19 protein-coding genes are annotated in these 26,203 nt (G+C 39.6%); 15 read left to right on the top strand and 4 right to left on the bottom strand.

All coding sequences use genetic code 11. From position 1 onward, the window contains the following. Position 1: 1 nt before the first annotated feature. A complete protein-coding gene (locus C8D97_RS01250; protein WP_109761521.1) occupies positions 2 to 5,134 on the bottom strand; it encodes an RHS repeat-associated core domain-containing protein in 5,133 nt (1,710 codons plus the stop codon). Positions 5,135 to 5,931: 797 nt separating this feature from the next. Between C8D97_RS01250 and nadC the strand changes: the two genes are divergently transcribed. The 5 genes from nadC to C8D97_RS01225 all read left to right on the top strand — a co-directional run bounded on the left by nadC (position 5,932) and on the right by C8D97_RS01225 (position 10,805). Next, on the top strand, positions 5,932 to 6,801 hold the full coding sequence (gene nadC / locus C8D97_RS01245; RefSeq protein ID WP_109761520.1) for a carboxylating nicotinate-nucleotide diphosphorylase: 870 nt from the start codon (positions 5,932 to 5,934) through the stop codon (positions 6,799 to 6,801). 180 nt (positions 6,802 to 6,981) lie between these two features. Next, a complete protein-coding gene (locus tag C8D97_RS01240; RefSeq protein WP_109761519.1) occupies positions 6,982 to 7,395 on the top strand; it encodes a pilin in 414 nt (137 codons plus the stop codon). A gap of 64 nt (positions 7,396 to 7,459) precedes the next feature. Further along, the gene (locus C8D97_RS01235; protein ID WP_109761518.1) at positions 7,460 to 9,346 is read left to right on the top strand and encodes a hypothetical protein; all 1,887 of its coding nucleotides are present in this window, start codon (positions 7,460 to 7,462) and stop codon (positions 9,344 to 9,346) included. After that, on the top strand, positions 9,346 to 10,206 hold the full coding sequence (locus C8D97_RS01230) for a glycosyltransferase family 2 protein (protein WP_109761517.1): 861 nt from the start codon (positions 9,346 to 9,348) through the stop codon (positions 10,204 to 10,206). The genes C8D97_RS01235 and C8D97_RS01230 overlap by 1 nt, the downstream gene beginning before the upstream one ends. Next, the gene (locus C8D97_RS01225) at positions 10,206 to 10,805 is read left to right on the top strand and encodes a class I SAM-dependent methyltransferase (protein WP_109761516.1); all 600 of its coding nucleotides are present in this window, start codon (positions 10,206 to 10,208) and stop codon (positions 10,803 to 10,805) included. Before C8D97_RS01230 ends, C8D97_RS01225 begins: the two co-directional genes overlap by 1 nt. Here C8D97_RS01225 and C8D97_RS01220 read toward each other — a convergent pair. Next, positions 10,779 to 11,654, bottom strand: a complete 876-nt coding sequence (locus C8D97_RS01220; protein ID WP_109761515.1) for a hypothetical protein — start codon at positions 11,652 to 11,654, stop codon at positions 10,779 to 10,781. The genes C8D97_RS01225 and C8D97_RS01220 overlap by 27 nt on opposite strands. Before the next feature lie 216 nt (positions 11,655 to 11,870). Here C8D97_RS01220 and pilB point away from each other — a divergent pair, with 216 nt between their 5' ends. The 7 genes from pilB to C8D97_RS01185 all read left to right on the top strand — a co-directional run bounded on the left by pilB (position 11,871) and on the right by C8D97_RS01185 (position 17,711). Next, positions 11,871 to 13,574, top strand: coding sequence for a type IV-A pilus assembly ATPase PilB (gene pilB, locus C8D97_RS01215; protein ID WP_109761514.1), 1,704 nt, complete (start codon positions 11,871 to 11,873; stop codon positions 13,572 to 13,574). Between the two features lie 6 nt (positions 13,575 to 13,580). Further along, positions 13,581 to 14,831, top strand: coding sequence for a type II secretion system F family protein (locus tag C8D97_RS01210; RefSeq protein ID WP_109761513.1), 1,251 nt, complete (start codon positions 13,581 to 13,583; stop codon positions 14,829 to 14,831). Further along, positions 14,831 to 15,730 carry a prepilin peptidase gene (locus tag C8D97_RS01205; protein WP_109761512.1) on the top strand — a complete coding sequence of 300 codons (900 nt, stop codon included), beginning with the start codon at positions 14,831 to 14,833 and terminating at the stop codon, positions 15,728 to 15,730. The genes C8D97_RS01210 and C8D97_RS01205 overlap by 1 nt, the downstream gene beginning before the upstream one ends. 12 nt (positions 15,731 to 15,742) lie before the next feature. After that, on the top strand, positions 15,743 to 16,342 hold the full coding sequence (gene coaE / locus C8D97_RS01200; protein WP_210204806.1) for a dephospho-CoA kinase: 600 nt from the start codon (positions 15,743 to 15,745) through the stop codon (positions 16,340 to 16,342). Continuing rightward, positions 16,335 to 17,105, top strand: a complete 771-nt coding sequence (gene zapD / locus C8D97_RS01195; RefSeq protein WP_109761510.1) for a cell division protein ZapD — start codon at positions 16,335 to 16,337, stop codon at positions 17,103 to 17,105. Before coaE ends, zapD begins: the two co-directional genes overlap by 8 nt. Positions 17,106 to 17,118: 13 nt before the next feature. Continuing rightward, on the top strand, positions 17,119 to 17,307 hold the full coding sequence (gene yacG / locus C8D97_RS01190; RefSeq protein WP_109761509.1) for a DNA gyrase inhibitor YacG: 189 nt from the start codon (positions 17,119 to 17,121) through the stop codon (positions 17,305 to 17,307). A 137-nt stretch (positions 17,308 to 17,444) separates the two neighbouring features. Beyond that, the gene (locus C8D97_RS01185; RefSeq protein ID WP_109761508.1) at positions 17,445 to 17,711 is read left to right on the top strand and encodes a hypothetical protein; all 267 of its coding nucleotides are present in this window, start codon (positions 17,445 to 17,447) and stop codon (positions 17,709 to 17,711) included. Positions 17,712 to 17,798: 87 nt separating this feature from the next. On the opposite strand, the gene C8D97_RS01180 is transcribed toward C8D97_RS01185, so the two are convergent. Then, a complete protein-coding gene (locus tag C8D97_RS01180; RefSeq protein ID WP_109761507.1) occupies positions 17,799 to 19,100 on the bottom strand; it encodes a DEAD/DEAH box helicase in 1,302 nt (433 codons plus the stop codon). A 174-nt stretch (positions 19,101 to 19,274) separates the two neighbouring features. On the opposite strand from C8D97_RS01180, the gene C8D97_RS01175 reads away from it, so the two are divergent. From C8D97_RS01175 to C8D97_RS01165, 3 genes are all read left to right on the top strand, one after another. Continuing rightward, on the top strand, positions 19,275 to 19,985 hold the full coding sequence (locus C8D97_RS01175) for a tRNA-uridine aminocarboxypropyltransferase (RefSeq protein ID WP_109761506.1): 711 nt from the start codon (positions 19,275 to 19,277) through the stop codon (positions 19,983 to 19,985). 318 nt (positions 19,986 to 20,303) lie between these two features. Beyond that, complete coding sequence (locus C8D97_RS01170; RefSeq protein WP_109761505.1) at positions 20,304 to 22,514, top strand: M3 family metallopeptidase; 2,211 nt, start codon at positions 20,304 to 20,306, stop codon at positions 22,512 to 22,514. 215 nt (positions 22,515 to 22,729) lie between these two features. Then, positions 22,730 to 24,931, top strand: coding sequence for a prolyl oligopeptidase family serine peptidase (locus tag C8D97_RS01165; RefSeq protein WP_109761504.1), 2,202 nt, complete (start codon positions 22,730 to 22,732; stop codon positions 24,929 to 24,931). Positions 24,932 to 25,104: 173 nt separating this feature from the next. Here the strand turns inward: C8D97_RS01165 and C8D97_RS01160 are convergent, their stop codons facing one another. After that, complete coding sequence (locus tag C8D97_RS01160; RefSeq protein ID WP_109761503.1) at positions 25,105 to 26,160, bottom strand: GGDEF domain-containing protein; 1,056 nt, start codon at positions 26,158 to 26,160, stop codon at positions 25,105 to 25,107. Between the last annotated feature and the right edge of the window lie 43 nt (positions 26,161 to 26,203).

The following is a 26,203-nucleotide window of genomic DNA, read 5'->3' as shown; positions in this document are numbered from 1 at the left end:
CTTAGACACCAACAATCTCAATTATCCATCGAAGTTCGGAACTAATCTTTTCTAACCAAGGGGTACTTTGCCAAGAATAAGGTTCAATGTCTATCTCTTCATCACCACACCCGTTTATTTCTTTGCAAACTAAATCTCCATGTACATATAGGGCTTTTTTATGATAATAAACACTATTCCACGTGATAACTTTTGCTAAAAACCACTCAACTGCTAATGCGGGTCTAAAACTTAATCCTGGTGGCCTTAGCGTACTCCTTGGCATAAGATCATTATTATAGTCAAACCTAGGGTCAAGTGTTACGCCTGAGGGTTTTGGTAATGGTATATAGTATGAGTTTAAATTTTCCTCTGCATAAATGTCATCTAAAATTATCTCTCTACTATCAATTGGTTGTGATTTACACTTTCTTTTAAGTCCCCAAAAATCAAAACCATTTATTGGATCCGCACTTACATACCCATAAGTATTAACTCCAGCTTTCAACCCAATCGGATCACTCTCAATATATCGCCCAGTTTCAGGGTCATAATCACGGAAGTAGTTGTAATGTAAACCACTTTCCTCATCGTAATACTGCCCTGGGAATCGAATATTGTTTTCAATAACTTCAACTTCGATAGTTGCTTTACCAAATGGCGTATAACTGGCCTGCCAAACAATGTTTTGATTTTCATCGGTCATCATGTCTGGCGTACCCAAATGCGAGTTATGATAGTAATAAACATCATTACCAATAACTTGAGCGTAAGGTTGATGATTCAAGTAAATATATTCCTTGAGAACAACACCTTCACCATTTGCCTCAGCGATTAACTGGCCTTTATTATTATAGATAAAGTGTGTTTCAACACCATTAACAACTTTTACGCTACGCTCACCTTTACCGTTATAAAAGTATGTCGCGGTTATTTCACCATTCGTCACCGAGCTTAATCGGTTAGCAGAGTTGTAACCGAAAGCAATATCCCCCTTACGAACCGTGTTTCCATTAGCGTCGTATTCGAATTGAGTCTCTTTGGTTTTACTAGCTTTTTCATAAAGCAGTTTAATCTCTTCATCCGTTAATTTTATATCATAAATAGCAACATCATCTATTGTACCAGAGTAATTCCAGTGATTAATTGTTGTACTGCCACCTATGTAAAAATTACTCATTTGAACTTTTGAACTCATACTAAAGGTATAAACTAATTCACCGTCAAGAAATAGTTTTGAGCCATTTTCGACACCAGCATCAAAGACAATAGCAAGTTCATGCCACTGATTATCATTAACTTTAATATTAGTTCTTTTTTTGGAGATGCCATTATAGACACTGATATTATTGTAGTAGAGCATTAAACCTAAAGAACCTCGTGCTGTCACAAGGTAACGATTACCCCACCCAGCGTCACTCGTTTTAAAACGTACACGCCATGTTCCTTTTGGTAACTCTAAAGAGCTTTTATCAGTGAACTCAACGACACTGTTTGAACGCCCATTAAAATTATAGGCAAGATCACTTACTATCGAAGTATCACCCTGCACACCAACTTCAACACCTGGATATGCAATGCCTTGCAAGCCGTTAACGCCACTATCATAAACGACACCGCTACTATGCTCATCAAACTTGGCAAAAAATAAAGGCTCTATTTCTACGAACTCATTAACTAAAGGCTCAGTTTTTGCTACAAGTTGGGAACTATTATTGTATGTGTATGAGTCTGAATTTTTTAATAATCGATTACCAATTAAATCATAATCATATTCGAAAGAACCGTACTCTCCATTCGCGTTATTTAAACGACTGACAGGATCATAGACAAAAGTCTGATGACTAATTGGCTCTAATGGATTTTCTATTGAGGTAATGTTGTTATTACCATTGTACTGATATTCTCGCTTTAGCAACCCTGTCACTTGACTCTCAATTAATCTATAGTCTCGATCATAGGTGTTAAACAATGACAAACCATTTCCGAATGATAAAACATTCATTGGTCCAAACGGTAAGTAAGCTAGATTACTAGCTAATGCTGCTGTTTTCCCATCAATACTAGAGGTCACCTGTGATATTTGCCCCTGACTGTTATAACCATATGTTAATGACATACCAGTCGGATAGGTAATACCTGTTGCACGTCCTTTCGTATCATAGTGGTACTGAGTAACATATTGCTTACCACTAATTGTGTGCGTTTCTCGTGACACTTGTCCGAATATATTGTATTGATAGTTAATAGTACTAGTATTGTTGGTGATTTGTGTTAAATAGCCAATACTAGGGTTATTATTGCTTGTATCATCGTAAACAAAATCAATCGTTTCGACGCTATTACTGTAACTTATTTTCGTTAATCGATTGAGTGCATCATATTGGTAAGTGGTTGTAACATCACGAGCATCTGCTTTAGTTTTTAAATTACCTGAAGCATCGTATGTGTACTTGGCAATACCTGTATCAGGACTGTTTCGTTCAATTACTTCACCAAATGCATTGTACTTATAAGTGGTTGTACGTTTTTCTGCATCCGTTAATGACGTTAACTGGCTTAGATTATTATATTCCATTTCAGTTTTGCCATTCAAAGCATCAGTAACCACTTCGAGACGGCCTAATACGTCGGAGACCGAAGTTGTTGAATTGTTTTCACCATCCGTTTGCTGACTTATATTACCACTGACATCGTAATCAAACGTTTGAGCTTGATTACTAGCACCTGTCAGTTCGATCAACTGACCCATAGAGTTAAATGACTGACTTAATGTTTTTATAATATTATTATTAGCATCCAACACTTCGCTGGATAATTGATTTCCCATTAGATCATAAGTGTATTGAATACTGTTACCTTCGCTATCTGTGACAGTAGTCAATCGTCGAGCATTGTCGTATTTATAAGTAAGCGAATCTCCCGTAGGGGTAACGCTCTTAGTTAACAATCCAACTGAATTATATTCATATTTTGTCTTTGCATCATTAACTGATGTACTAGTTAAATTACCGTTAAAATCCCATTCAACCTCAGTATTTATACCATTCTTATCGGTGATAAGTATTGGTCGTCCATAATCATTGTATTCCGATAATTGAATTGTTTGACCTAATGGATTCGTTATCGATTGCAGATTACCTGTTATGTCATTGTATGTGTACAAGGTAATATCACTAATGTCGTTTCTTGGCCCATCAACTGATAACAAATCTCCTTTTTCATTATAGCTATAGCTCGTAACACGTGAGACTGAACTAGACAAGTCGGTTTCTGTTTTGGTAAGTATATTACCATTAGCATCGTACTCGAATGATATTTCCAGTGTACCTCGTGTAATCTGCGCTGGTTTATTGTGGTTATCATTCCAGACTGTTACGGTTTTCATTTCCCCTGGGCTATCTGCTAGTAAGGTACTTTCGACTAAGCGGTCTTCAACATCGTATACGTATGTTTCAACAGCGCCACTTTTAGTTGTTTTTTCTATTAAATTACCCTTTTCGTTATAAATGAATGATTCAGTTGCATAGGGTGTACACGTTTCACAATCTTGCCAATCGACACGAACCACACGGTTACTACCCGCAATAGGCTCATAAAAATATTTACGATAATAATACTTATTCTGAGATTGATACTCTTTAACCAATGTTTCGCCAATCACATCAAAGTTAAATTCTACTAGCTCGTTGCTGTTAGGATGAGTACTTGATATGGCTTGTCCATTAACATTGTAAGACCAGCTTGCATAGCGAACCCCTGACTCATCAATAATACCTGTGAGTGCATTTGGAAAACGAGTATCTTCAAACAAATATTTTTTTCTAGGGTTATCTGATATTATCTCCGGAGTACTATCCGGGTATATAATCTCAATTAAATTATCGTGCGAATCATAAGAAAAAAGATAATCGTTACCTGCAACATCCGTTAGCTTGTCGATATATCCACGTGCATTATACTCAAGTAAAACACTACTTCCGTTGCTAGCAATAATTTCAGAAAGCACTGTATTGCCATGCTCATCATTACTGTGTTTGTATTTAATTTTTCGCCCAGATTTAAGCTGTTTTTCTATAAGTTCTAGATCAGCATTAAACCTCCAAATTATTTTATTTATATCGGTATAAACTATCGAACCATCTGCACTTTTATTTAGTGATGATTTTTTAGCATTAATAAAACCTTTTTCCTCACTCTTATAAAAGTAATCATATCGAAAACCATGTTTGTATATACTATAGCCAAAACCACCATCAGCTTGTGACTCTCGTTTAATAGTAACTAAGCCTAAACCACCACGTAACTTACCAAAAACCCCTGTATCCAGTGCATCACTGTCTTCAGCTCTCAACTTAATTTGACTGCGCGAGTCGTAACGAGTGTTAAAACTGAAGTGCTTTGAATTAAAAAGTTTAGTTGTCTGGTACTTGGCGCCACTCAAGCATCCCACAGGATTACCTTCAGTAACTTCTTCAGGGCATGTTTTTCTATCAATATCGATATAACAGACACCTTTATCTTCGAGTTCGTAAGAAGACTGATAACCGTAAAAATGTACACGATCGATGCTTGATGATCTCCTCTCAATATACTCGTTTTTAGTTTTCAATAACAGTGACTGACCACTCCATACCTCATTACATTTTGGTTCACGCCAACATTGATCCACTTCACCATCACCATCAGAATCAACCTCAGTAGAGTAATCTTCACTGGTACAGATATAACCTGTGCGCTCTTCTTGATATGACCAGCTTTCCCACCTCTCATTAAAAGAGTCAGGCCATTGCTTATTATACGGAGCATTCATATTACATTCGTAATTAACTTTTAAATGCCCCTTTATTAAGGTATTACCTGTTTTCCAAGATTCAAAAGTACCTGTTGGAAGCGTATACGCATCGTAATTACACTGTGCATTCCAAGTGGGATGTTTATGTACTTTAGTGTAGGTATGGCCCTTACTAGCAACAATAGCACTTGCTAAAGCAGACCACGATTGTGAACAAACCTCTCCCTCAAAAAACTCTCGATTACCAGTACAATTAACTACATAATTTTCAACAAATTCTGGTGCAATATAGTCTACCGAGTCTTCTGAAAAACCAATAGAAGCAAGACACAAAAGAAAAGTGTTAAATAAATATTTCATAGAAAAGTTCCAATTTTAAATTAAACTGCGGCATCCAAGCGTCCACAAGTCAGAAAGCTGAAAATAAAAAGCCAATGCATTATATATAAAAAATATTAATTCGCAATTACAAGTTTGTTATGCGTAAAACACGTCACGCTTTCATCGATTATATTTTATTTTGAGTTAAACACGCTTCAGTTAACTAAAGTTATATATGACTTAATTCAGAAGTTTCTCTGTGCGCTACATCTATTTATACGCAGCTGATTGTATAACTATCGAACGGTCTTTACCGTTTATTCTTCTTTTACTCGTTACTGAAAAATACAAAAAGTAAATGCCAATAACAACTTTTACGCTATGCTCATCTTTACCGTTATAAAAAATATGTCGCGGTTATTTCACCATTCGTCACTGAGCTTAACCGGTTAGCAAAGTTGTAACCGAAAGCAATATCACCCTTACGAATCTTGTTTCCATTAGCGTCGCACTCAAAAGTCGTATCGTCGGTTGAAGAGACTAATGTTTAATATGATACTGAATTAGCCTGCTGTTATTCCCGACTTATACACTGTGCTTATCGTTGATGCTCAAATAACAAACAAAATCATCGGTGCCTACAAGTAAGAACCTCTTAACCTAGTCATACTTTTTCCTATGTGACTTTTTTTGTCGCCGAAAATTTTGATCCTCACTGAAGCATTTAAACCCTTTTCTTACACACAGCTTTAGTAAATGGTAAATATTGGATTAATCTGTCAAATCGCCCTAAAATAACGCCCCACCACATGAATCAGCTGTACAGATAACTAAAAATGCTCATTAGCCAAGACCTTAAAAATCATATCGACGCATCTATCAAGCTCGCTTTAATGGAAGATTTAAACGGTCCTGATGGCATTGATATCACTGCAGAACTGATTCCCGAACATACTCAGGCATCCGCCAAACTAATTAGTCGTGAACAGGCTGTGATCTGTGGTATCCCCTGGGTATCAAAGACGTTTAATAGCCTTGATCCTACATTAGAACTTCAGTGGCATATAAAAGAAGGCGAACGAGTCAAACCCGATCAATGCCTGCTGACCATAAAGGGCAACGCCCGCAGTATATTGACTGGCGAACGCACCGCCATGAACTTTCTGCAAACCTTGTCGGGCACGGCAACCATAACCGCAGAATATGTAAATCAGATTAAAGATACCCACTGCCAACTGCTGGATACCCGTAAAACCATACCAGGACTGAGATTGGCACAAAAATACGCGGTTAAAGTTGGCGGCGGCGAAAACCATAGAATCGGTTTGTTTGATGCGTTTTTAATCAAAGAAAACCATATTGCCACCGCCGGGGGTATCGCAGAAGCCGTACAAAAAGCGCGCGCCAACCATCCTTCAATCAAGCTGGAAGTGGAAGTTGAAACGCTCGAAGAACTGTCCCAGGCACTTGATGCGGGCAGCGATGTGGTCATGCTGGACAACTTTAACTTTGAGCAAATGTCGCAAGCTGTAAAACTTAACGCTTCTCATGTAAGCCCAGCAAAACTTGAAGCTTCAGGTGATGTGACCCTAGAAAGACTCCAGTCCATCGCCAATACCGGTGTCGACTACATATCCGTTGGCGCCCTGACCAAACATGTTAGAGCGGTTGATTTGAGTTTACGGGTGAGTTTACAGCCTATCTGACAAAAAGTGTCAGTAAACATTGACAATAAATGTAATTAGGCAATACTTCTAACGTATTATAATATTTATATAATGTTACAAAGCCTCATTAAATTAGTAACTTACAACCAATCCAGCATCTCTTGGCATAGTAGTTGCTTTAAATCATATGAACTTTAAACACTCTTTGGAGATTTACACATGCAAAAATCAAATGCAGGTTTTACCCTTATCGAATTAATGATCGTTGTCGCGATTATCGGTATTCTGGCAGCTATCGCTTTACCAGCTTACAAAGACTACACAGTACGCGCAAAAGTATCTGAGTTGTTAATTGCTGCGTCTAACTCAAAAACAGCGGTTTCAGAATTCGCACAAGCTGAAGGCACATTAATTGGTTCTGGCGTTGGACTAACTATAGGAACCAGTCAATACGTTACAGATGCATCTCTCAGCGATGACGGTGTAATTACTATTCAAGGTACCGCGGCAGCCCTTGGTGCAGATAGTACAGTCGAAATTGTACTTTCACCAACACTGAAAGCATCAGGTCAAGTTGGCTGGGCTTGTACTTCTAGCTCAGACGCGAAATACCTACCTGCGACTTGTCGATAACTGGCTACTCGTAGTGAAAGCCCCGCGATGCGGGGCTTTTTTTATAAGATGGAAAATTTATAAGATGGAAAAAGTTTCATCCAATCACTATATCGTTATCCTAGCCTTGGCGTCCTTGGCGATCCTGATCCTACTAACAGGACTAGGGGGCGGATTTATATTTGATGATATTTTTAATATCGCAGAAAATACCTATCTAAATCTCCCTGACTGGACGTTTCAAAACCTATTAGTGGCTGCCTTCTCTGGTGAAGCAGGACCACTTAAAAGACCTATTTCTTACGCCATTTTTTCAATTTTAAAAACTACGTTTGGAAACGAAGCCACCTCCTTTAAAGTATTAAATATTATTATTCACTTAATTAACGGTTTTTTACTGTTCAAGTTATTAATAGTCATCAGTGAAGCATTGAAAAAAACGATTACTCCAACAAACCAACTTTGGTTTCTTCTTTTAGTTTTCGTATGGCTCATTCATCCCATAAACACATCAAGTGTACTTTATTCTGTACAAATGATGAACTCGCTTGCAAGTTTATTTGTACTATGTGGTGCAGTGCTCTACGTTAACTTCAGGCTTAAAAAGCCCCGGGCAACTTCAAACTATTTTACAGCGCTTGCAATGGCTGTTTTATTTACTGGTTTAGCTGCATTAAGTAAAGAGAACGGGGTACTCCTGATACCATTAGTTCTATTATTAGAGTATGTGCTCATTGCAAACTCTAAAGCTATTTCACGAGTTAACACCTCAATAATACTTCTAGGTGCAGGTTCACTCCTTCTTGGGGCTTTTTATTTTCTCTATTTTGATACATCCATTATCGAACAGGCTTATGCGTACAGAAGCTACAACTGGCAAGAAAGATTAATTACTCAATTAAAAGTCATTGCATATTATGCTTATTTAATAATCAATCCTGCATCATCTGAGTTCACTCTTTATCATGATTACTTTCAAGTTTCCCAGTCAATTTTTGAGTCTAGATCAACATTTTTTTCTAGCGCGGTAGTATTAACTAGTCTTGTAGCAGCAATAGTCTTCACTTATAAACGATCGGTAGCCGGCCTTGGAATATTGCTCTTCTTTGTGTTTCACTCAGTGGAATCGACTATCGCTCCTCTCGAACTAGTGTTTGAACACCGAAACTACTTACCGCTTACCGGAATAATCATCTTTGTTGCCGCATTAATAATGGATAAAGCTGAGTCATTAAATAAAAAAACAGTCACATATTTATTAATAGCAATATCCTCTATTACGGCCCTAGGAGCAGTAAAAAACAATATCTACTGGAGCGATAACATTTTACTATTAAGAAAGTTTGTAGAAGAACACCCCAATTCAGTTCGATCAAACTACGAATTAGGATTACAGTACTTCAAAGCATATTTAGCTAGCGATAATGTTTTATTAGCGCTTGAGTCAGAGTACTTTTTTAAAGCTGCAATTCAAAGTGATGAGCATAGACTTTCCGGATATTTCGGATTAATTGCGCTATATGACACGCTCGATAAAGAATTTACTGATCAGCAGTCTTCAGACTTTTTTTACAAGCTTCAATCACAACCTATTGCAGCAAGCACGTCAAACTTTGTTGGTAGACTTACCTGGTGTGTAATTAATGGAAAGTGTGACGCTAAACAAGGTTTTATGCTCAAAATGTTCGACCAACTTGAATCAAATGATAAGACAATTAAATCTATCGCAGCACGGTTAGCAATATATAAAGGTGATTACCTGGGACTAAAGTTAAATAAGCCGGAAGCTGCGATTAAATATTACGCATTGGCTACAGATTATTATCCAAGTAACTTGCTTGCCCACTACCGACTATATGAAATGTACAGTGCGCTTGATCTAAAGGAACAAGCAAAGATTATGCAAGAATATATACAATCAAAAGATCTTTTAAATAAGTATAAGTTTCCGACTAACAAGAGCAAAGACTAATGAGTAGTGTCGCGATCATCATACCTGCAAAGAACGAATTTGACTCATTGAAAAAGCTGATACCTAAATTAATTAGCTCATTTAATGAATACGAAATTATCGTTGTCAATGATGGCTCTACGGATAAAACTAGTGAGCTGCTTAGAGAGCTAGACATTAAATCCATTGAGCATAAATACAGTAAAGGCAATGGTGCAGCAATTAAAGCAGGAGCAAGAGCGGCTAATGCAGAAGCTCTATTATTTATGGACGCTGATGGCCAACATCAAGTTAATGATATCAAAGGTTTAGTAGAAGAGTTCAAACAAGGTTATGATATGGTTGTTGGTCAAAGAAATAGAACTGGCCAGGCTTCTTTTTTCAGGTACTTTGCAAATAGCTTTTACAATTGGCTATCTTCTAAAGTTGTCGGTCATGATGTTAAAGATTTAACATCTGGTTTTCGAGTTGTCGATGCTAAAAAATTTAAACGCTTTCTATACTTGCTCCCTAATGGCTTTTCATATCCTACAACTATTACTATGGCTTTTTTTCGCAGTGGCTACTCTGTAAATTATTATCCTATCACTGTCAAAGATAGGATTGGGAAAAGCCATATTAATTTAATAAAAGACGGCTTCAGGTTTATTATTATCATTTTTAAAATAGGTACTTTATACTCACCGCTCAAACTTTTCACCCCCATTAGCGTAACATTGTTTTTACTTGGTATTGTTAATTACATTTATACTCTACTAGACAGTGGACGCTTCACAAATATGTCGGCAACCCTCTTAGTATCATCGATAATTGTATTCCTAATTGGCTTGGTATCTGAACAAATCAACAGTATTCAGTTTGAGAATAAAGAGGAAGATTAGTGAATCAAGAAAACTTCAAGAAAAAATATACTGAGAGCGGAATGATCGGACAGTATTTAATACGGAGTTTCTATCAAGCGGTCGGCTCAGTTACTCAGCCTGAAAATAATAATGAGATCCTTGAAGTAGGTTGTGGTCATGGGTATAGCACAAGCAATATTCAAGCCTTTTACCCTGATTCAAAAATAAAAGCATGCGATATAGACAACGGTTTACTAAAGGATGCAAAGTCTCGCTGCCCTGATGTAGAGTTTATAAACTCGTCAATATATAACCTTCCATTTAAAAACAATGCTTTTAAAACCGTTTTTTGTTTAGAAGTCCTTGAGCATCTTGAGTTTCCTGATCTGGCACTCAAAGAGCTTAAACGAGTCTCTAGCAATTACTTAATTTGCTCTGTCCCACGAGAGCCTTTATGGTGTGTATTAAACTTATGTCGCCTGAAGTATGCATCTAAACTAGGCAATACACCTGGTCACATTAACCACTGGTCTAGCTACGGTTTTAAAAAACTTTTAGGAACCTACGGTAAAGTTGTTTGTGTCAAGCAACCAATTCCTTGGACGGTCATTTTACTTGATGTGAGTTCTACTAAGTAACTTAACTATCATTATCGAAACTAGCTCGTATGAAATTTGCCAAAGCCTCATCATAAGAGCAAGTATTACTATTTCTTTTGCCTGAAATTGAATTCCTACTAACATTGGTAACTCAACTATTATCCACTCTCGAACGCCGAGACCCGCAGGAAAAACAAAGAAAACCAAACTGAGAGACCAGCCTATGCCAAGTAGACCAGCAACTTGCATGTTTGTATGTGCATTACTACCATTGTGCGAAATAAAATTCACCAGTAATAATAGGCCTATAACGAAAGTTATCGCTGCAAGTACAAGTATAATTTTACGCTGATAAAATATATCACTTATTCTACCATTCAAAGTCAAATACCATACTGCTAAACTAATAATAAGTAAGCTACAGGAAGATAAAAAAATTACCAAAGAGGACGACACCAGCAAAAAAACTGACAAACAAAGAATCATGGGTGTCAATAAAAACATAAAAACAACGTTAGCTCGTATTACTTCGCCCGGCGTCGAATCTTTATTGGATGCCATTTGATGAAAAAGTTGCCAAACCTTCCCTGGAATATACTTTGAGATTTGGCTCATCACATATGACCTAAACGCGCTATTAAGACGATTTTTTAAGCCCGAATTCGGTACAAGTACTATTGAAAATAGCCTAGCGAAAAACAAATTAGCTATGACTCCAACACCAATTAAAATAACTAGATCAAGTGTCGATAAGTTTGTAACCGTTTTAACCACCAAGCTCCAATGACCATAAATTAAATAACCCACATATCCTAGCCCAACGAGAAAGAGTATTATTTTCAGAATCTTCAGTATTAAATTTGAACTAAAAACTGTCAGTTTATCCATTCTTATCACTTTAATCAGCTTGTTGTAAATGGCCTCTTAACCTAACGTAGAGAGAGTATGTGTAAGTTTTTCTTATTTATTTATCAGCTAAACGTGCGTTATTGGCTTTTTCAACTAAAATAAGCATAAACTACTTGAATTTAATGGAAAATCATAGCTAAATGCTATAACTTACGGAAATTACTATTGTTTTTTAAATTTTGAGTTAAATGACATATGCAATCTAGCTCGGTTATTAGTGGACTTACCAAAAGACTTGTTAGTGAGGACCTACTCACTGAAGGTACCGCATCTGAAGCTGCTCAAAACGCAGCGAAGAATGGTATCCCAATAGTTAAATACCTTGTTGACAATGGACACATCGATGCAACCCTTCTAGCCAACATTGCGTCTATGGAGTTTGGGGTACCATTGTTTGATCTCGAAAGCGTCGATTACGAACTCATTCCAAAGAGTACTGTTGATGAAAAACTAATCAATAAACATCATGCACTCCCTATATTCAAACGGGGCAAACGATTATTCGTTGCAGTTTCTGATCCAACTAATCTTATTGCGCTTGACGAGTTTCAATTTCACAGCAAATTAACTGTTGATGCAGTATTGGTCGAAGATACTAAGCTCTCAAAGTACATCGAAAAGGTTATGGAGGAACAAGAGAGTCAGAGCCTCTCCGAATTCGATGACGCTGACCTTGATAACCTTGATATTGACGGGGGAGAACAAGAGCCCGCGGACGATGACAAAGCAGACACTGACGATGCTCCAATTGTTCGATTTGTAAACAAGTTATTGCTTGATGCGATAAAAAAAGGGGCTTCCGACTTACATTTTGAGCCTTATGAAAAGAATTATCGTGTTAGATTTCGAATAGATGGAATTCTTCACGAAGTTTCATCCCCTCCATCGAATCTTTCTAGCCGAATATCCGCAAGATTAAAAGTCATGTCAAGACTGGATATCTCAGAAAGACGAATCCCTCAAGATGGTCGAATAAAACTGAAGTTATCAAAAAACAAAGCCATTGATTTTCGTGTTAGCACCTTGCCTACCTTATTCGGCGAAAAAATTGTAATGCGTATATTGGATCCTTCCAGTGCCATGCTAGGTATTGAAGTTCTAGGTTATGAAGAGGATCAACGAGAACTTTACGAAAATGCCCTTTTTAAGCCACAAGGCATGGTTTTAGTTACTGGGCCAACAGGTTCAGGTAAAACGGTCTCACTCTATACTGGTGTCAATATGTTAAACCAGCCTGAGCGTAATATCTCTACAGCAGAAGACCCCGTTGAAATAAATTTAGAGGGCGTTAATCAGGTAAATGTTAACCCTAAAGCAGGTTTGGACTTTGCTTCTGCCTTGAGGGCATTTTTACGTCAAGATCCTGATGTAATTCTTGTTGGTGAGATACGAGATCTTGAAACAGCCGAAATTGCTATAAAAGCAGCCCAAACCGGCCATATGGTATTATCAACACTACATACCAACAGTGCTCCAGAAACCTTAACCAGACTGGTCAATATGGGTGTAGCACCTTTTAATATTGCAACCAGTGTTAATCTTGTTATTGCACAAAGACTTGCAAGACGCCTTTGCAGTCATTGTAAACAGGTAATAGAGATCCCCGAAGAAGCTCAACTTGACGCTGGATTCACCAATGAACAAATAGGAACTTTTCAAATTTATGAACCAGTCGGTTGTGATAATTGTACACAAGGGTATAAAGGACGCGTAGGTATATATCAGGTAATGCCTGTTTCAGAAGAAATGGGTAGAATTATTATGGAAGGCGGAAATGCAATTAATATTGCTGATCAAGCTGAAAAAGAAGGTATTAACGATTTACACCGCTCTGGATTGCTTAAAGTAATGCAAGGTGTTACATCATTAGAAGAAATTAACCGTGTTACCCAGGACTAATTGATTATGGCGACTGCATCGAAGTCTGTTGATAAAAAGAAAAGCAAAGCACCTAAAATATCAACCTTTTCTTACTCTGGAGTAGATAAGAAAGGAAATAAAATATCTGGTGAAGTAGTGGCCGACTCCCCGGCTATCGCGAAAGCACAACTACGCAAACAGGGCGTTATTCCCAAAAAAGTGACCAAAAAGTCTCAACCCTTATTTGGAGCAAACAAAAAACCGATTAAGCCAGTTGATATTGCTGTAATGTCACGACAATTAGCAACCATGATGAAGGCAGGTGTTCCTCTAGTACAATCATTCGACATAATAGGGAAAGGACACGATAATCCATCTATGCAAGATCTGGTTTTAACAATAAAGTCAGATATAGAGTCAGGAACCTCTTTAGGTGAAGCGCTAAGAAAACATCCTAAAAACTTTGACGATCTTTTTTGTGACTTGGTAGTAGCTGGAGAGCAGTCAGGTGCTTTAGAAAATATGCTTGATCGTATAGCCACCTACAAAGAGAAAACCGAAGCACTAAAATCAAAAATTAAAAAAGCTTTATTTTATCCAGTTGCAGTTGTAGTTGTTGCGTTAATAGTTACCAGCATCTTGTTGATATTTGTGGTTCCTCAATTTCAAGACATCTTTAAAAGTTTTGGCGCAGAACTACCCGCGTTCACTCAAATGGTTATTGGTCTTTCAGAATGGATGCAAGCCTACTGGTATATATGTTTAGGCATTATTGTCGCCACTATATTTGGAATAAAAAAGGCTGCTGAAATGTCAGAGTCTTTTCGTAATAATCGAGACAAATTGATATTAAAACTTCCCGTGGTTGGTGAGTTACTCAATAAAGCGGCCGTCGCTCGATTCGCAAGAACGCTTTCAACTACGTTTGCTGCTGGTGTACCGTTGGTCGAAGCACTAGAATCTGCAGCAGGTGCATCGGGCAACTATGTGTATCGTAGTGGGCTTCTAAAAATTAGAGATGAAGTGACCACTGGTATGCAAATGAACCTGTCCATGACCAATAGCGGACTGTTCCCAAACATGGTCAATCAAATGGTCGCCATTGGTGAAGAATCAGGTTCTGTCGATGCGATGTTAACGAAAATTGCCGATATCTACGAACAAGAAGTGGATGATGCGGTCGATGGATTGAGTTCGTTGTTAGAGCCTTTGATTATGGCTGTCTTAGGTGTACTTGTCGGTGGCCTAATCATTGCGATGTACTTGCCTATCTTCCAGTTGGGTGCTGTGGTGTAATGCAAATAATCGAATTATTCGAGCTCTACCCTTCTCTATTTATTTCAACATTATTAATTGCCGGCTTATTAGTCGGCAGTTTTTTAAATGTGGTTATTTATCGTTATCCGATTATGCTGTTTCGAGAGTGGAGTCAGATGGCGAAAGAAATCCTGACCGAACAAGGATTTAAGGTTTCAGGTGAGGCAAAGGATCCCAATATTAAAAATGAGAAGTTTAATATTGTATTTCCTCGCTCTCGCTGTTCCAGTTGTGGACATTTAATTCGCTCCTGGGAAAATATACCTCTTATCAGTTATTTATTTCAAAGAGGCAAGTGCACTCAATGCGCTGCTCATATTTCTCTGCGTTATCCATTTGTTGAGCTACTGACCGGGCTGGTGTTTGGCTACATCGCCTGGCGATTTGGTGTGTCCTGGCAGTCTTTGCTGTATATCACCTTAAGCAGCCTGTTAATTGTTCAAATTTTTATTGATATTGATCATAAAATTCTACCCGACCCCATCAATTATATAATTCTTTGGCTTGGTTTATCCGCGGCTGCTCTTGGATTAACCATTCCTCTTATGGATGCTTTTATTGGTGCATTGGTGGGTTATCTGTCGTTATGGGCCTTTTACTGGACGTTTAAAATATTGACCAAAAAAGAAGGCATGGGCTACGGTGACTTTAAATTGCTTGCCGCCCTTGGCGCATTCGTAGGCTATCAAAAGCTGCTGCTGGTCGTGATCATGTCTGCGGGTGTTGGTGCCATTATTGGTGTTTCAATGATTCTGTTAAAGCGCAGCAACCGTGAAACTCAAATTCCGTTTGGCCCTTATTTAGCGATTGCCGGCTGGATTACCTTATTCTGGGGCGATAATATATTGCGGCAATACTTCCACTCCATGGGCATTTAACCACTAATAATCATGTTAAAGATTGGATTAACAGGAGGCATTGGCAGCGGTAAATCAACTGTTGCCAACCTGTTTAAAGCCAAAGGTATTTCACTGATCGATGCCGATCAAATTGCAAAAGATGTGGTCAAAAAAGGTCAACCAACTCTTCAAAAAATTGCCATAAAATTTGGCCCGACTATTTTAAAGTCCAATGGAGAACTCGATAGAGACGCCATGAGACGCATCGTCTTTCAGGATCCTGAGGCGCTAGACTGGTTAAATAACTGCCTGCACCCCATCATCCGCCAAGAGATCAATAACCAAGTGGCGCTTGCAACCAGCGACTATGTGATTCTCGATATTCCGTTATTATTCGAGAATAAGCTACAACATTTGGTTGATCGCATTCTGGTTGTCGATGTTCCGGTTGAAACCCAGTTGCAACGAGTGATCAATCGCGATAATAATAATGAAGAACTTGTTATGGCTATCATCGACAAGCAGGTCTCACGTGACTTTCGGCTGGAGCACGCTGATGATATTGTTGATAACAGTGGTTCTCAGGATCAATTAATGGCACAAGTCGATAAACTGCATCAAGAATATAAGGATCTCGCAAGGCATGTCTGATCCCATTATTTTTGAATTTCCTCTAACGCAAAGTTATCGTCATTTTTTGCGCTTAGAAGCAGCATTTAAACATTTTGAGCAATTATTAACTCTAAATCATCGGGCTGCCAATCAGGCTTGTTTATTAAATCTTATAAACATACTGGAGTTTTTAAGTCGCGTTGAAATTAAATCAGAAGTGATCAAAGAACTCGAATACCAGACCAGTCATTATCAAAAGCTAAAACAAAACCCTGCCGTCGATACTGCAAAGCTCGATAAGTTTTTACAACAATTAAAAAAGCTTCACCAATGGGCTATTTCTTACCGTGGCCGTTTGGGGGATGATTTACGTGAACAACCCCTGTTAAAAAATATCTTGAGCAAACAAAGTATACACACTGGCGCTGCTGCCTGTGATTCACCAGAGCTGGCTCGATTTTGTCAGCTTGAGAATGAAAAAGCACAAAGCCATTTAATCAGTTGGTATCAGCTGTTTGACGGTTTAAAAACCAGCATCAATGTCATCCTTCGCCTAACCCGTGAGCTGTCGGTTTTTCAAGTGGCAAGCGCTCTTCTTGGCGACTATTTAATAGAGAAACCCAATCCCGGCAATACTCTACTGCGAATACAGTTAACCGCCAATGAAGAATTATTCCCCGAAGTCAGTGCCGGTAAACATCGTATATCGATTCATTTTTTTTCCTTGAATGATGGGCTGGATCGCATAAAATGCCGGCAACCGATAGATTTTAAATACGCCACCTGTGGCTGGAAAGAATAAATAGTTGTCCCTTATGAAAAAAGATATGGTCATCAGTTGCCCAAACTGTAAGAAATCCATTGCCTGGAATGATAAGTTTCCGTTTAAACCATTTTGTTCGGAACGGTGCAAATTGATCGATTTAGGCGAGTGGGCCTCAGAGAGTCATAAAATTCCGGGCAAACCGATTCAACAGTATCAGGAAGAAGACGATTTATCTTAAATTTGGTTTTATTTTCGATCGGTTATTATTTAACCTGAACTGCAAAAACTTACACTTGATTTTACTGTGACAATCAAAAGTGCACTAGACAAACAGACAATATAGTTATCGTCATAATTGGTTTTTCTGGCTTTAGAGTGACTCAGTTAAGCTCAAAATCACTGATACCGCACACATCCACTGGCATGGACGCCAGTGGAAGTTATTGTCAGCCATGGAAGGCTGTCAATAACAGTGTGTTGACAGGTATTAGTGATTTTGAGGAACCCGTAGGGCTTAATTGTTGGAGCGTAGGGCCTTTTGCCTTCTTTTTGGCTCTTGAAAAAGAAGGTCGCCTGAAAAGGCGAAACAGTGGTAATAAAATAAAAGTCGATGTTAAGCTGTTTTTGAATTCATATTTTTAAAATATCGACTGTCCAATTAAATTGTGTTCTTTTCATATTGCTGCCAAATTGAGTTATACCTTATACATAGAGCTCAAGATACTTAAATCAAGAAAGTTTTGGCGCGCGACGCCCGGTTCTGGACGATGGCGCTTGCTCATTCCGATTTTTACTTTTGCTTTTTGACGGTTTCGCTTTCTTTTGCTGCGCTTTAGCCAGCTTCTTCTTGTGCGGCTTCTTCTTTTTTGCAGCTACCAAACGCGTTTCGGGTAGGTTATGGTTCGGTTCAAAACCGGCTATTAATTTTCGTGGTAACAACTGTTTAATTAGGCTTTCTATTTTTCTTAACTGATCAACCTCATCCGCAGACACCAGCGAAACGGCGTGACCGGTTTCTCCTGCTCGTCCCGTGCGCCCTATTCGATGAACATAATCTTCAGCTATTTTTGGCAAATCGTAATTTACCACCTGAGGCAACTGTTCAATATCAAGTCCGCGAGCCGCAACATCGGTTGCAACCAGCACATTGATTTTGTCTAACTTAAATGACTCCAGTGCAGCAATACGCTCTTTTTGACTTTTATCACCGTGTATTACACCACTGCTTACACCGCCTTTTTTCAAATCGAAAGCCAGCTTATTGGCGCCTTTTTTAGTTTTAACAAACACCAAAACTTTGCGCCATTGATTATCGTTAATCAGTGCCAGTAATAAATCTGTTTTTGCTTGTTTATCCACCGGGTGCAGCCATTGAATAACTTTTCTGGCGGCCTGGTTGGGCGCATTCACCTGCACCGCCAACATGGACTGACTTAAGTTATGGGCCAGGGTTTTAATGGCTGGAGAATAAGTCGCTGAAAATAATAGTGTTTGCTTTTTTTCTGGCATAGTTAGAAGAAGCTGTTGAATGTCGGGTAAAAAACCTAAGTCGAGCATTCGATCCGCTTCATCCAGTACCAGTGCTTGCAATCGATCAAACCGCACTGCATTTTTGCTCATTAAATCCAGCAAACGCCCCGGTGTGGCCACCAGTAAACTGACGCCTGCCCGTAACCGCTTCATTTGAGGATTGATTTTTACCCCGCCAAATACCGCTTCACTGCGCAGATTTAAATTGGCTCCGTACTTTAAAATATTGCCATGAACCTGTATTGCCAGCTCTCGGGTTGGAACCAGAATAAGCGATAAGGCCTCATTAGCAGAAACAGTTTGCTCCGCCAGTCGCTGCAATAAGGGCAAAACATAAGCCGCGGTTTTTCCACTGCCTGTTTCTGCAGCAGCCATAACATCTTTGCCCTGCAAGACCAATGGGATAACTTTCGACTGAACATCAGTTGGCGTACGATAACGCTCAGCATCAAGCACTGTTGTTAGTGCATCAATCAAATTAAGTTTTGCAAAAGACGGCATAACACGACCAGAAGATTATTAAACGACTGATTATACCTTGATGCGCTGGAACTAACGATGAATAAAAGCGACAATAAGCTCTAAGCGGCAGTATTACTCGAACATCCGCAGCCATATAAACAAGACTTAACATTAATTCCTTTGCGACATTACTAACAAGACAACTTATTAACATTGAACCCGAATCCTCCTCAAAACAATGCTTACCAGCAATTGCTGGCGCACACCCGGCAAGACTCCACCCGCAGCTACAATGGCCGGGGTATTCTTGTGCAACGCTGCCTTACTTGTCAGCTTAAAAACAGTCATTGCATTTGCCATCTTAAATCCCCTGTTGATCAAGCCAATATGGATTTTGTATTGATTTACCATCGCGATGAGCTTTTCAAACCCACCAATACCGGAAAGTTAATTGCCGATATATTTCCTAATAATACCTATGCCTTTTTGTGGCAAAGGGTCGATCCTCCAGCGGAGTTAATTAACCTTTTGACCGATCCCAACCGATTGTGTCTGGTGGTGTTTCCTGCGGACGCAGCCTCAGGTCGCGCCATTGTTACGCAGCCTGCCATCAATACAAATAAACGACTCACACTTATTCTTCTAGACGCCACCTGGCGACAAAGCCGTCGCATGTTCAATGCCAGTAAATGGCTGACGGACATAGCTGCGCTAAAGCTCAATCCGAAAGATAAGGCAAGATATTCCACCCGTTCCGCGCATCAGGATGATTACTTATCGACGGTTGAATCAACGGTTTTAGCGCTAACCACCTGTAAGCAACAGACGTTAGCAACGCCCTTGCTTCAGCACTTTATCCATTTTGATCAGCAATATGTGGCGATGAAACAAAATAAAGCCTCCTGCTTACCGGCCAAACAGTAATATCACCGTCAAACCGAATAAAATATTCGAGGCGATTTAAGCCAGTTATCCAACAATATTAATACCAATAAGCCGGCTCCTGGCTGAAAAAACCATTAACATTTTATCGCTGGGGATTGCTGTTAAAAGCAGATAAACTAATGCCTGCTTTAACAACTATCCTATTATTGCCAAGCTGGGCTCTGTTACGGTCCAGCGGCAATTCAGGCACTTAAAGTGGGACGGTACGAGTGATGAGCTCTCACTCCATAAACATTGCTGGGTACAATAAGGACCAGTCCCCTATTAAAATGGGTCTAAAAAAGAGGAACAACCAAAATGAAAACAAAATTAACTATCGTCGCAGGCGTTGTTGCGACCGCACTGATTGGCTGCACTGAGCAATCCGACAACAATAAAGACACGGCTCTACCTGACACCCCAGTCGCAGAAACAGTTAAAACGGTATACGACAAGTCTACCCCATCCGAACAAAATACACTGCTGGCGGAATGGACCGGCCCTTATCAAGGTGTACCGGCTTTCGATAAGGCCAAACTAGACGATCTAAAACCGGCATTAGCCATTGGTATGGAGCGACAGTTAAAAGAAATTGATGCCATTGCAAACAATCCTGAGCCACCGACATTTGAAAATACCATTGTCGAAATGGAGCGAGCAGGCGATGATCTAAGCCGCATTTTCACCTACTGGGGCATTTGGAGCTCGAATATGTCATCGCCTGAATTTCGTGACATTCAACGGGAAATGGCGCCAAAACTGTCGGCTTTTTTCTCTAAGATCAATCAAAATGAAAAGTTATTTGAGCGTGTCAAAGCGGTTTATAACAGCGATGAAATGAAAACACTGCGCAGCGATCAAAAGCGACTGGTCCAATTAACCTATGATGGTTTTGCCCGTAATGGCGCCACACTGGATGGCGAAGCGAAAAAACGTTACGCCGAAATAAATCAGGAGTTGGCAAAACTGCACACACAGTTTTCCAACAATGTGCTGCATGATGAAGAAAATTATGTGCTGTTTTTAACCAAAGAGCAGCTTAGCGGTTTACCCGACTCTTTTGTAAAAGCGGCTGCCGCTGCAGCAGAGTCTCGTGATAAAAAAGGTCAGTACGCCATAACCAATACTCGCTCATCAATGGATCCTTTTCTGACCTATTCCGATGAGCGTGCGCTCAGAGAGAAAGTCTGGAAAACCTATTACAACCGTGGCGACAATGGCGATGAATACGATAACAATGCATTAATCGCCAAGATATTAAAGTTACGCCATGAGCGTGTGCAACTGCTGGGCTACGATAATTACGCTCAGTGGCGACTTGAAGATCGCATGGCAAAAAATCCAGAAAATGCGTTTGAATTAATGAAGTCAGTGTGGCCAGCAGCCATTGCCCGAGTCGATGAAGAAGTGGCCGATATGCAAGCCATCGCCGATGCAGAGTATCAGGCAGCGGGTAAAGAAAGCATTAAAATTGAACCCTGGGATTATCGGTATTACGCAGAAAAAGTACGTAAAGCAAAATACGCTCTCGATTCAGATGAAGTAAAGCAGTACTTACAGCTGGATAAATTACGTGACGCCATGTTTTACGTTGCGGGCGAACTGTTCAACTTTACTTTTACGCCAATCAAACCAGGAACGGTTCCTGTTTTTCATGAAGACGTTAAAGTCTGGGAAGTTACGGATAAATCCAGTGGTGAGCATATAGGCCTTTGGTATCTCGACCCGTTTGCCCGCAAAGGTAAGCGCTCAGGAGCCTGGGCAACCAGCTACCGCAGTCATACTACATTCGATGGTAAAGAAAATGTACTATCCTCCAACAACTCCAACTTTATTAAAGGCGCACCCGGCGAGCCGGTATTAGTCAGTTGGGATGATGCGGAAACCTTTTTCCACGAATTTGGTCATGCCTTGCATGCGCTATCATCGAAAGTTGTCTACCCTAGCCTAAATGGTGGTGTAAGAGATTATACCGAGTTTCAATCGCAGTTATTGGAGCGATGGTTACTGACCGACGAAGTTATCAATAACTATCTGGTTCACCATGAAACTGGTAAACCCATTCCGGCGGAACTGGTGCAAAAAATCAAAAACGCATCCACGTTTAACGAAGGCTTTAAAACCACCGAATACCTTGCGTCTGCCATGGTGGATTTAATGCTCCACACCACCGATCCTGAAAATATCGACGCCGATAAATTTGAGCGAGAAACCCTTGAGAAACTCAATATGCCCGGAGAACTGGTGATGCGCCACCGCACACCACACTTTGGTCATATCTTTTCTGGTGAAGGCTACTCGGCAGGCTACTACGGTTATATCTGGGCAGAAGTATTAACTTCAGATGCAGCAGAAGCCTTTGCAGAAGCGCCAGGCGGATTCTACGATGAAGAAGTCTCGAAAAAGCTGGTTAAACATTTGTTTTCTGTTCGAAACGCCGTTGATCCGGCCGATGCCTACCGGGCATTTAGAGGCCGTGATGCGAAGGTTGAAGCACTAATGCGCGATCGCGGATTTCCCGTTAAATAATAAAAAGAACCAGTAGTTCACACTCAATGCCCCTCATTACAGAGGGGCATACTTTTGTATAAATCGTATTGAATGAATTGTTCTCTATCGATCGTTTTGTAATGAATAATTTGTAAATACTGTTTTATAAAAACCGTCAACGTTTACCCCAGTACCCTATCGCACCTACCTTTGGTACACTCAACTAATAACAAAAGAAAACACAGGACAAATTTATGAATAAGCTACTCATTATTGCCTTGTCATCATCACTGCTACTGGCCTGCTCGAAGCAAAATGATTCAGCAGACAAAAAACAGGATGTTCAGGCTGATAATCAACAAACCACCAGTCAGGCATCAACACCTGAAAAATCATCGCACAGCCAATTACTTGCTTACCCACAGACTCGTCAAGGCGATGTGGTCGATGAGTACTTTGGCGAAAAAGTGCCTGATCCATACCGCTGGCTCGAAGACGATATGAGCGATGAAACAGCCGAATGGGTCAAAGCCCAAAACAAGGTGACCTTTGGTTATCTTGAGCAAATCAAGTTTCGTGAAGACATTGAGAAAAAACTCGAAAAATTATGGAATTACGAAAAAGTCAGTTCACCCTTTAAAGAAGGTAACTACACTTATTTTTACAAGAATGATGGCTTACAAAATCAGTCTGTGGTGTATCGAACCAATGAAAAAGGTGAGACAGAAGTTTTTCTTGATCCCAATAAATTCAGTGACGATGGCACAACCTCTCTATCTCAGCTAACCTTTTCGAAAGATGGCAGTATTGCCGCCTATTCCATTTCAGAAGGTGGCAGCGACTGGCGCAAAATTATCGTTATAGATGCCGAAACAAAAGAGCAACTGGAACAACCATTAGTGGATGTTAAGTTCAGTGGCATCTCCTGGAAGGGTAATGAAGGATTTTACTACTCCAGTTACGACAAGCCCGAAGGCAGTGAGTTATCCGCCAAAACCGATCAACACAAACTCTATTATCACTCGTTAGGCACTGAGCAAAAAAATGACCCGGTTGTCTTTGGTGGTACAGAAGCACAAAAGCATCGTTATGTTAGCGGACAGGTGACCGAAGACGATCGCTACCTGCTGATTAGCGCTGCAGTTTCAACATCAGGCAACAAGCTGTTTATTAAAGACTTATCGAAAAAAGATGCCTCTCTAGTAACGATTCTTGATCACACCAACTCGGATACCTATGTACTCGATAACAGAGGCAGTAAACTATATTTGGTAACCAATCTGGATGCGCCGAACAAAAAAGTTGTCACCGTTGATGCGAGCAATCCTACACCAGAAAACTGGCAAGATTTTATTAAGCAAACCGACAATGTATTGAGTATTAATACTGGTGCTGGCTTTATGTTTGCCGAATATATGGTTGATGCCATTTCAAAAGTGAAGCAATACGATTATGACGGAAAGCTTGTCAGAGACATCGACCTTCCAGGTGTTGGCAGTGTTGGTGGCTTTGGTGGTAAAAAAGAAGACGAGACGCTTTATTTCAGTTTTTCAAACTATATAACACCCTCAACCATTTATTCTTTTGATCCTAAGTCGGGCAGTTCAGATGTTTACCGTAAACCAGAAATTGCGTTTAATCCCGATAACTTTGAATCCAAACAGGTTTTCTATACCTCGAAAGACGGCACCAAAGTGCCAATGATCATCAGCTATAAAAAAGGTCTTGAACTCGATGGCAAAAACCCGACCATTCTTTATGGCTATGGTGGCTTCAATATTAGTCTGACACCCCGCTTTAGTGTCACTCGTGCCGTATGGATGGAACTGGGTGGTGTATACGCCGTTGCTAACTTGCGCGGTGGCGGAGAGTACGGTAAAGAATGGCACAAAGCAGGTACCAAACTTAGCAAACAAAATGTGTTTGATGACTTTATTGCTGCCGGAGAATTTTTAATTTCTGAAAAATATACCAGCTCCGATCACCTGGCGGTTAATGGTGGATCAAATGGTGGTCTATTAGTTGGTGCAGTGATGACGCAACGCCCAGACTTGATGAAAGTCGCACTTCCAGCAGTAGGCGTTCTGGATATGCTTCGTTACCATACCTTTACCGCAGGTGCAGGCTGGGCATACGATTACGGTACAGCAGATGACAGTAAAGAAATGTTTGAATACCTTAAAAATTATTCTCCGGTTCATAACGTAAAACCGGGTGTTTCATACCCGGCGACAATGATCACCACTGGCGATCATGATGATCGAGTTGTACCGGCTCACTCCTTTAAGTTTGCGGCTGAGTTACAAAAGCATCAAGTAGGCAGCAACCCCACACTTATCCGCATTGAAACCAATGCAGGTCATGGTGCTGGAACGCCGACGTCAAAACGTATTGAGCAAGCGGCCGATATATTTGCCTTTACGCTATACAATATGGGCTATCTTGAGCTGCCTTAATATCCGGAGTTTTTATAATTAACGCAGTTAATACTTTTAACTACTCGCAATTAAAAAGCCGACAAATGTCGGCTTTTTAATTTCTCCAAACTTAATCCCGGTAATAACATTATTTCTCGAAGCTAAAATTTCTTTCTGCTGTCACACTAAATAATAATCTTATACACAAAAAACTAGCAAACACAATTTCGTCCGGCTCGCTTAGCTTGGTACAGTTTGTCATCGGCCTGCTTAAAAGCCGCATTTATTTCATCACTCGTTAATGCCGTAGACACACCAAAACTACAGGTGATGTCTAACGTGGTACCTTCCATTACAAACGGACTAACTTCTACTGTTTGCCTTAACTTCTCCGATAACTTAAATCCAATACTTAAATCCGCTTTTGGAAAAATCACCAAAAACTCCTCACCGCCAGTACGAACTACAACATCAGTCTGTCTAATATGTTGTGTTAATAGGTGAGCAATATGCTTTAAAACTTTATCTCCAATATCATGGCCATGTTTATCGTTAACTTGCTTAAAATGATCGATATCCATAACCACACAAGTTACTGGAAAACTTTGCTCCTCCTGATTATGCAGGCGCGGAAGATAAACTGTTTCAAGAAATCGGCGATTAGGTAAATGTGTTAAAGGATCGGTATTAGCTTGTCGCTGACGTTCCAAATTAATTTCAGTGAGCTCAGTTTGACTACGATAACGAAAGTACTCACCTATTGAAGCCAATAATATTGTTGTAAATAATGAAGCTAAAAATCGACTTGTGTCATCTGATGAATAACTTGCCTGAATGTAATCTGGGTTTAATAGTAATAAAGAAACCAGTAAATACAGAATAGAATTAAAAATCAAACCAATCCAGTAACCAAGAAGTATAAATGAAGCAATTGGTAAAGGAAATATCCAAAAAAGTCCAGTATTGTTATACCCTCCACTTATAGTCAGGTATAACATAAGACCACCGTTAAGAAGTCCAGCTGTATAAAAAAAAGGCTGTTTTTTATTTACAAAATGAGAAAGAATAACATTGAGTAAAATTAAAAGTCCTAAAAAAAGTAACTGAGGAGAGAAGCTCTGAGTAGATATATGCTGTGAAGAAAAAAACAATGTAATTAAGCCGCCTGCATAGCTAGCTACATAAAAAACCAATTTGCGCCGTTTTTCTTCAATATTATATCCAGGACTACGTTCAAGAAAATTGTCCCACCATTTTTTTGCTATCATTAATATATCTTCGTTAAATCGATTAAAAGTATGTATTAAGTTA

The sequence above is a fragment of the Pleionea mediterranea genome (assembly GCF_003148745.1).
Lineage (GTDB): Bacteria > Pseudomonadota > Gammaproteobacteria > Enterobacterales > Kangiellaceae > Pleionea > Pleionea mediterranea.
Note: the sequence above shows the minus strand (reverse complement) of the source record. Positions and strands in the feature narration are given on the sequence as shown.

Excerpts from the sequence above, each read along its gene's own strand:
- C8D97_RS01230 (WP_109761517.1), top strand. The coding sequence starts at position 9,346 with ATGAGTAGTGTCGCGATCATCATACCTGCAAAGAACGAATTTGACTCA.
- pilB (WP_109761514.1), top strand. The coding sequence starts at position 11,871 with ATGCAATCTAGCTCGGTTATTAGTGGACTTACCAAAAGACTTGTTAGT.
- C8D97_RS01220 (WP_109761515.1), bottom strand. The coding sequence starts at position 11,654 with ATGGATAAACTGACAGTTTTTAGTTCAAATTTAATACTGAAGATTCTG.
- C8D97_RS01240 (WP_109761519.1), top strand. The coding sequence starts at position 6,982 with ATGCAAAAATCAAATGCAGGTTTTACCCTTATCGAATTAATGATCGTT.
- nadC (WP_109761520.1), top strand. The coding sequence starts at position 5,932 with ATGCTCATTAGCCAAGACCTTAAAAATCATATCGACGCATCTATCAAG.
- C8D97_RS01250 (WP_109761521.1), bottom strand. The coding sequence starts at position 5,134 with ATGAAATATTTATTTAACACTTTTCTTTTGTGTCTTGCTTCTATTGGT.
- C8D97_RS01180 (WP_109761507.1), bottom strand. The coding sequence starts at position 19,100 with ATGCCGTCTTTTGCAAAACTTAATTTGATTGATGCACTAACAACAGTG.
- C8D97_RS01170 (WP_109761505.1), top strand. The coding sequence starts at position 20,304 with ATGAAAACAAAATTAACTATCGTCGCAGGCGTTGTTGCGACCGCACTG.
- C8D97_RS01235 (WP_109761518.1), top strand. The coding sequence starts at position 7,460 with ATGGAAAAAGTTTCATCCAATCACTATATCGTTATCCTAGCCTTGGCG.
- C8D97_RS01160 (WP_109761503.1), bottom strand. The coding sequence starts at position 26,160 with ATGATAGCAAAAAAATGGTGGGACAATTTTCTTGAACGTAGTCCTGGA.
- zapD (WP_109761510.1), top strand. The coding sequence starts at position 16,335 with ATGTCTGATCCCATTATTTTTGAATTTCCTCTAACGCAAAGTTATCGT.
- C8D97_RS01205 (WP_109761512.1), top strand. The coding sequence starts at position 14,831 with ATGCAAATAATCGAATTATTCGAGCTCTACCCTTCTCTATTTATTTCA.
- yacG (WP_109761509.1), top strand. The coding sequence starts at position 17,119 with ATGAAAAAAGATATGGTCATCAGTTGCCCAAACTGTAAGAAATCCATT.
- C8D97_RS01165 (WP_109761504.1), top strand. The coding sequence starts at position 22,730 with ATGAATAAGCTACTCATTATTGCCTTGTCATCATCACTGCTACTGGCC.
- coaE (WP_210204806.1), top strand. The coding sequence starts at position 15,743 with ATGTTAAAGATTGGATTAACAGGAGGCATTGGCAGCGGTAAATCAACT.
- C8D97_RS01210 (WP_109761513.1), top strand. The coding sequence starts at position 13,581 with ATGGCGACTGCATCGAAGTCTGTTGATAAAAAGAAAAGCAAAGCACCT.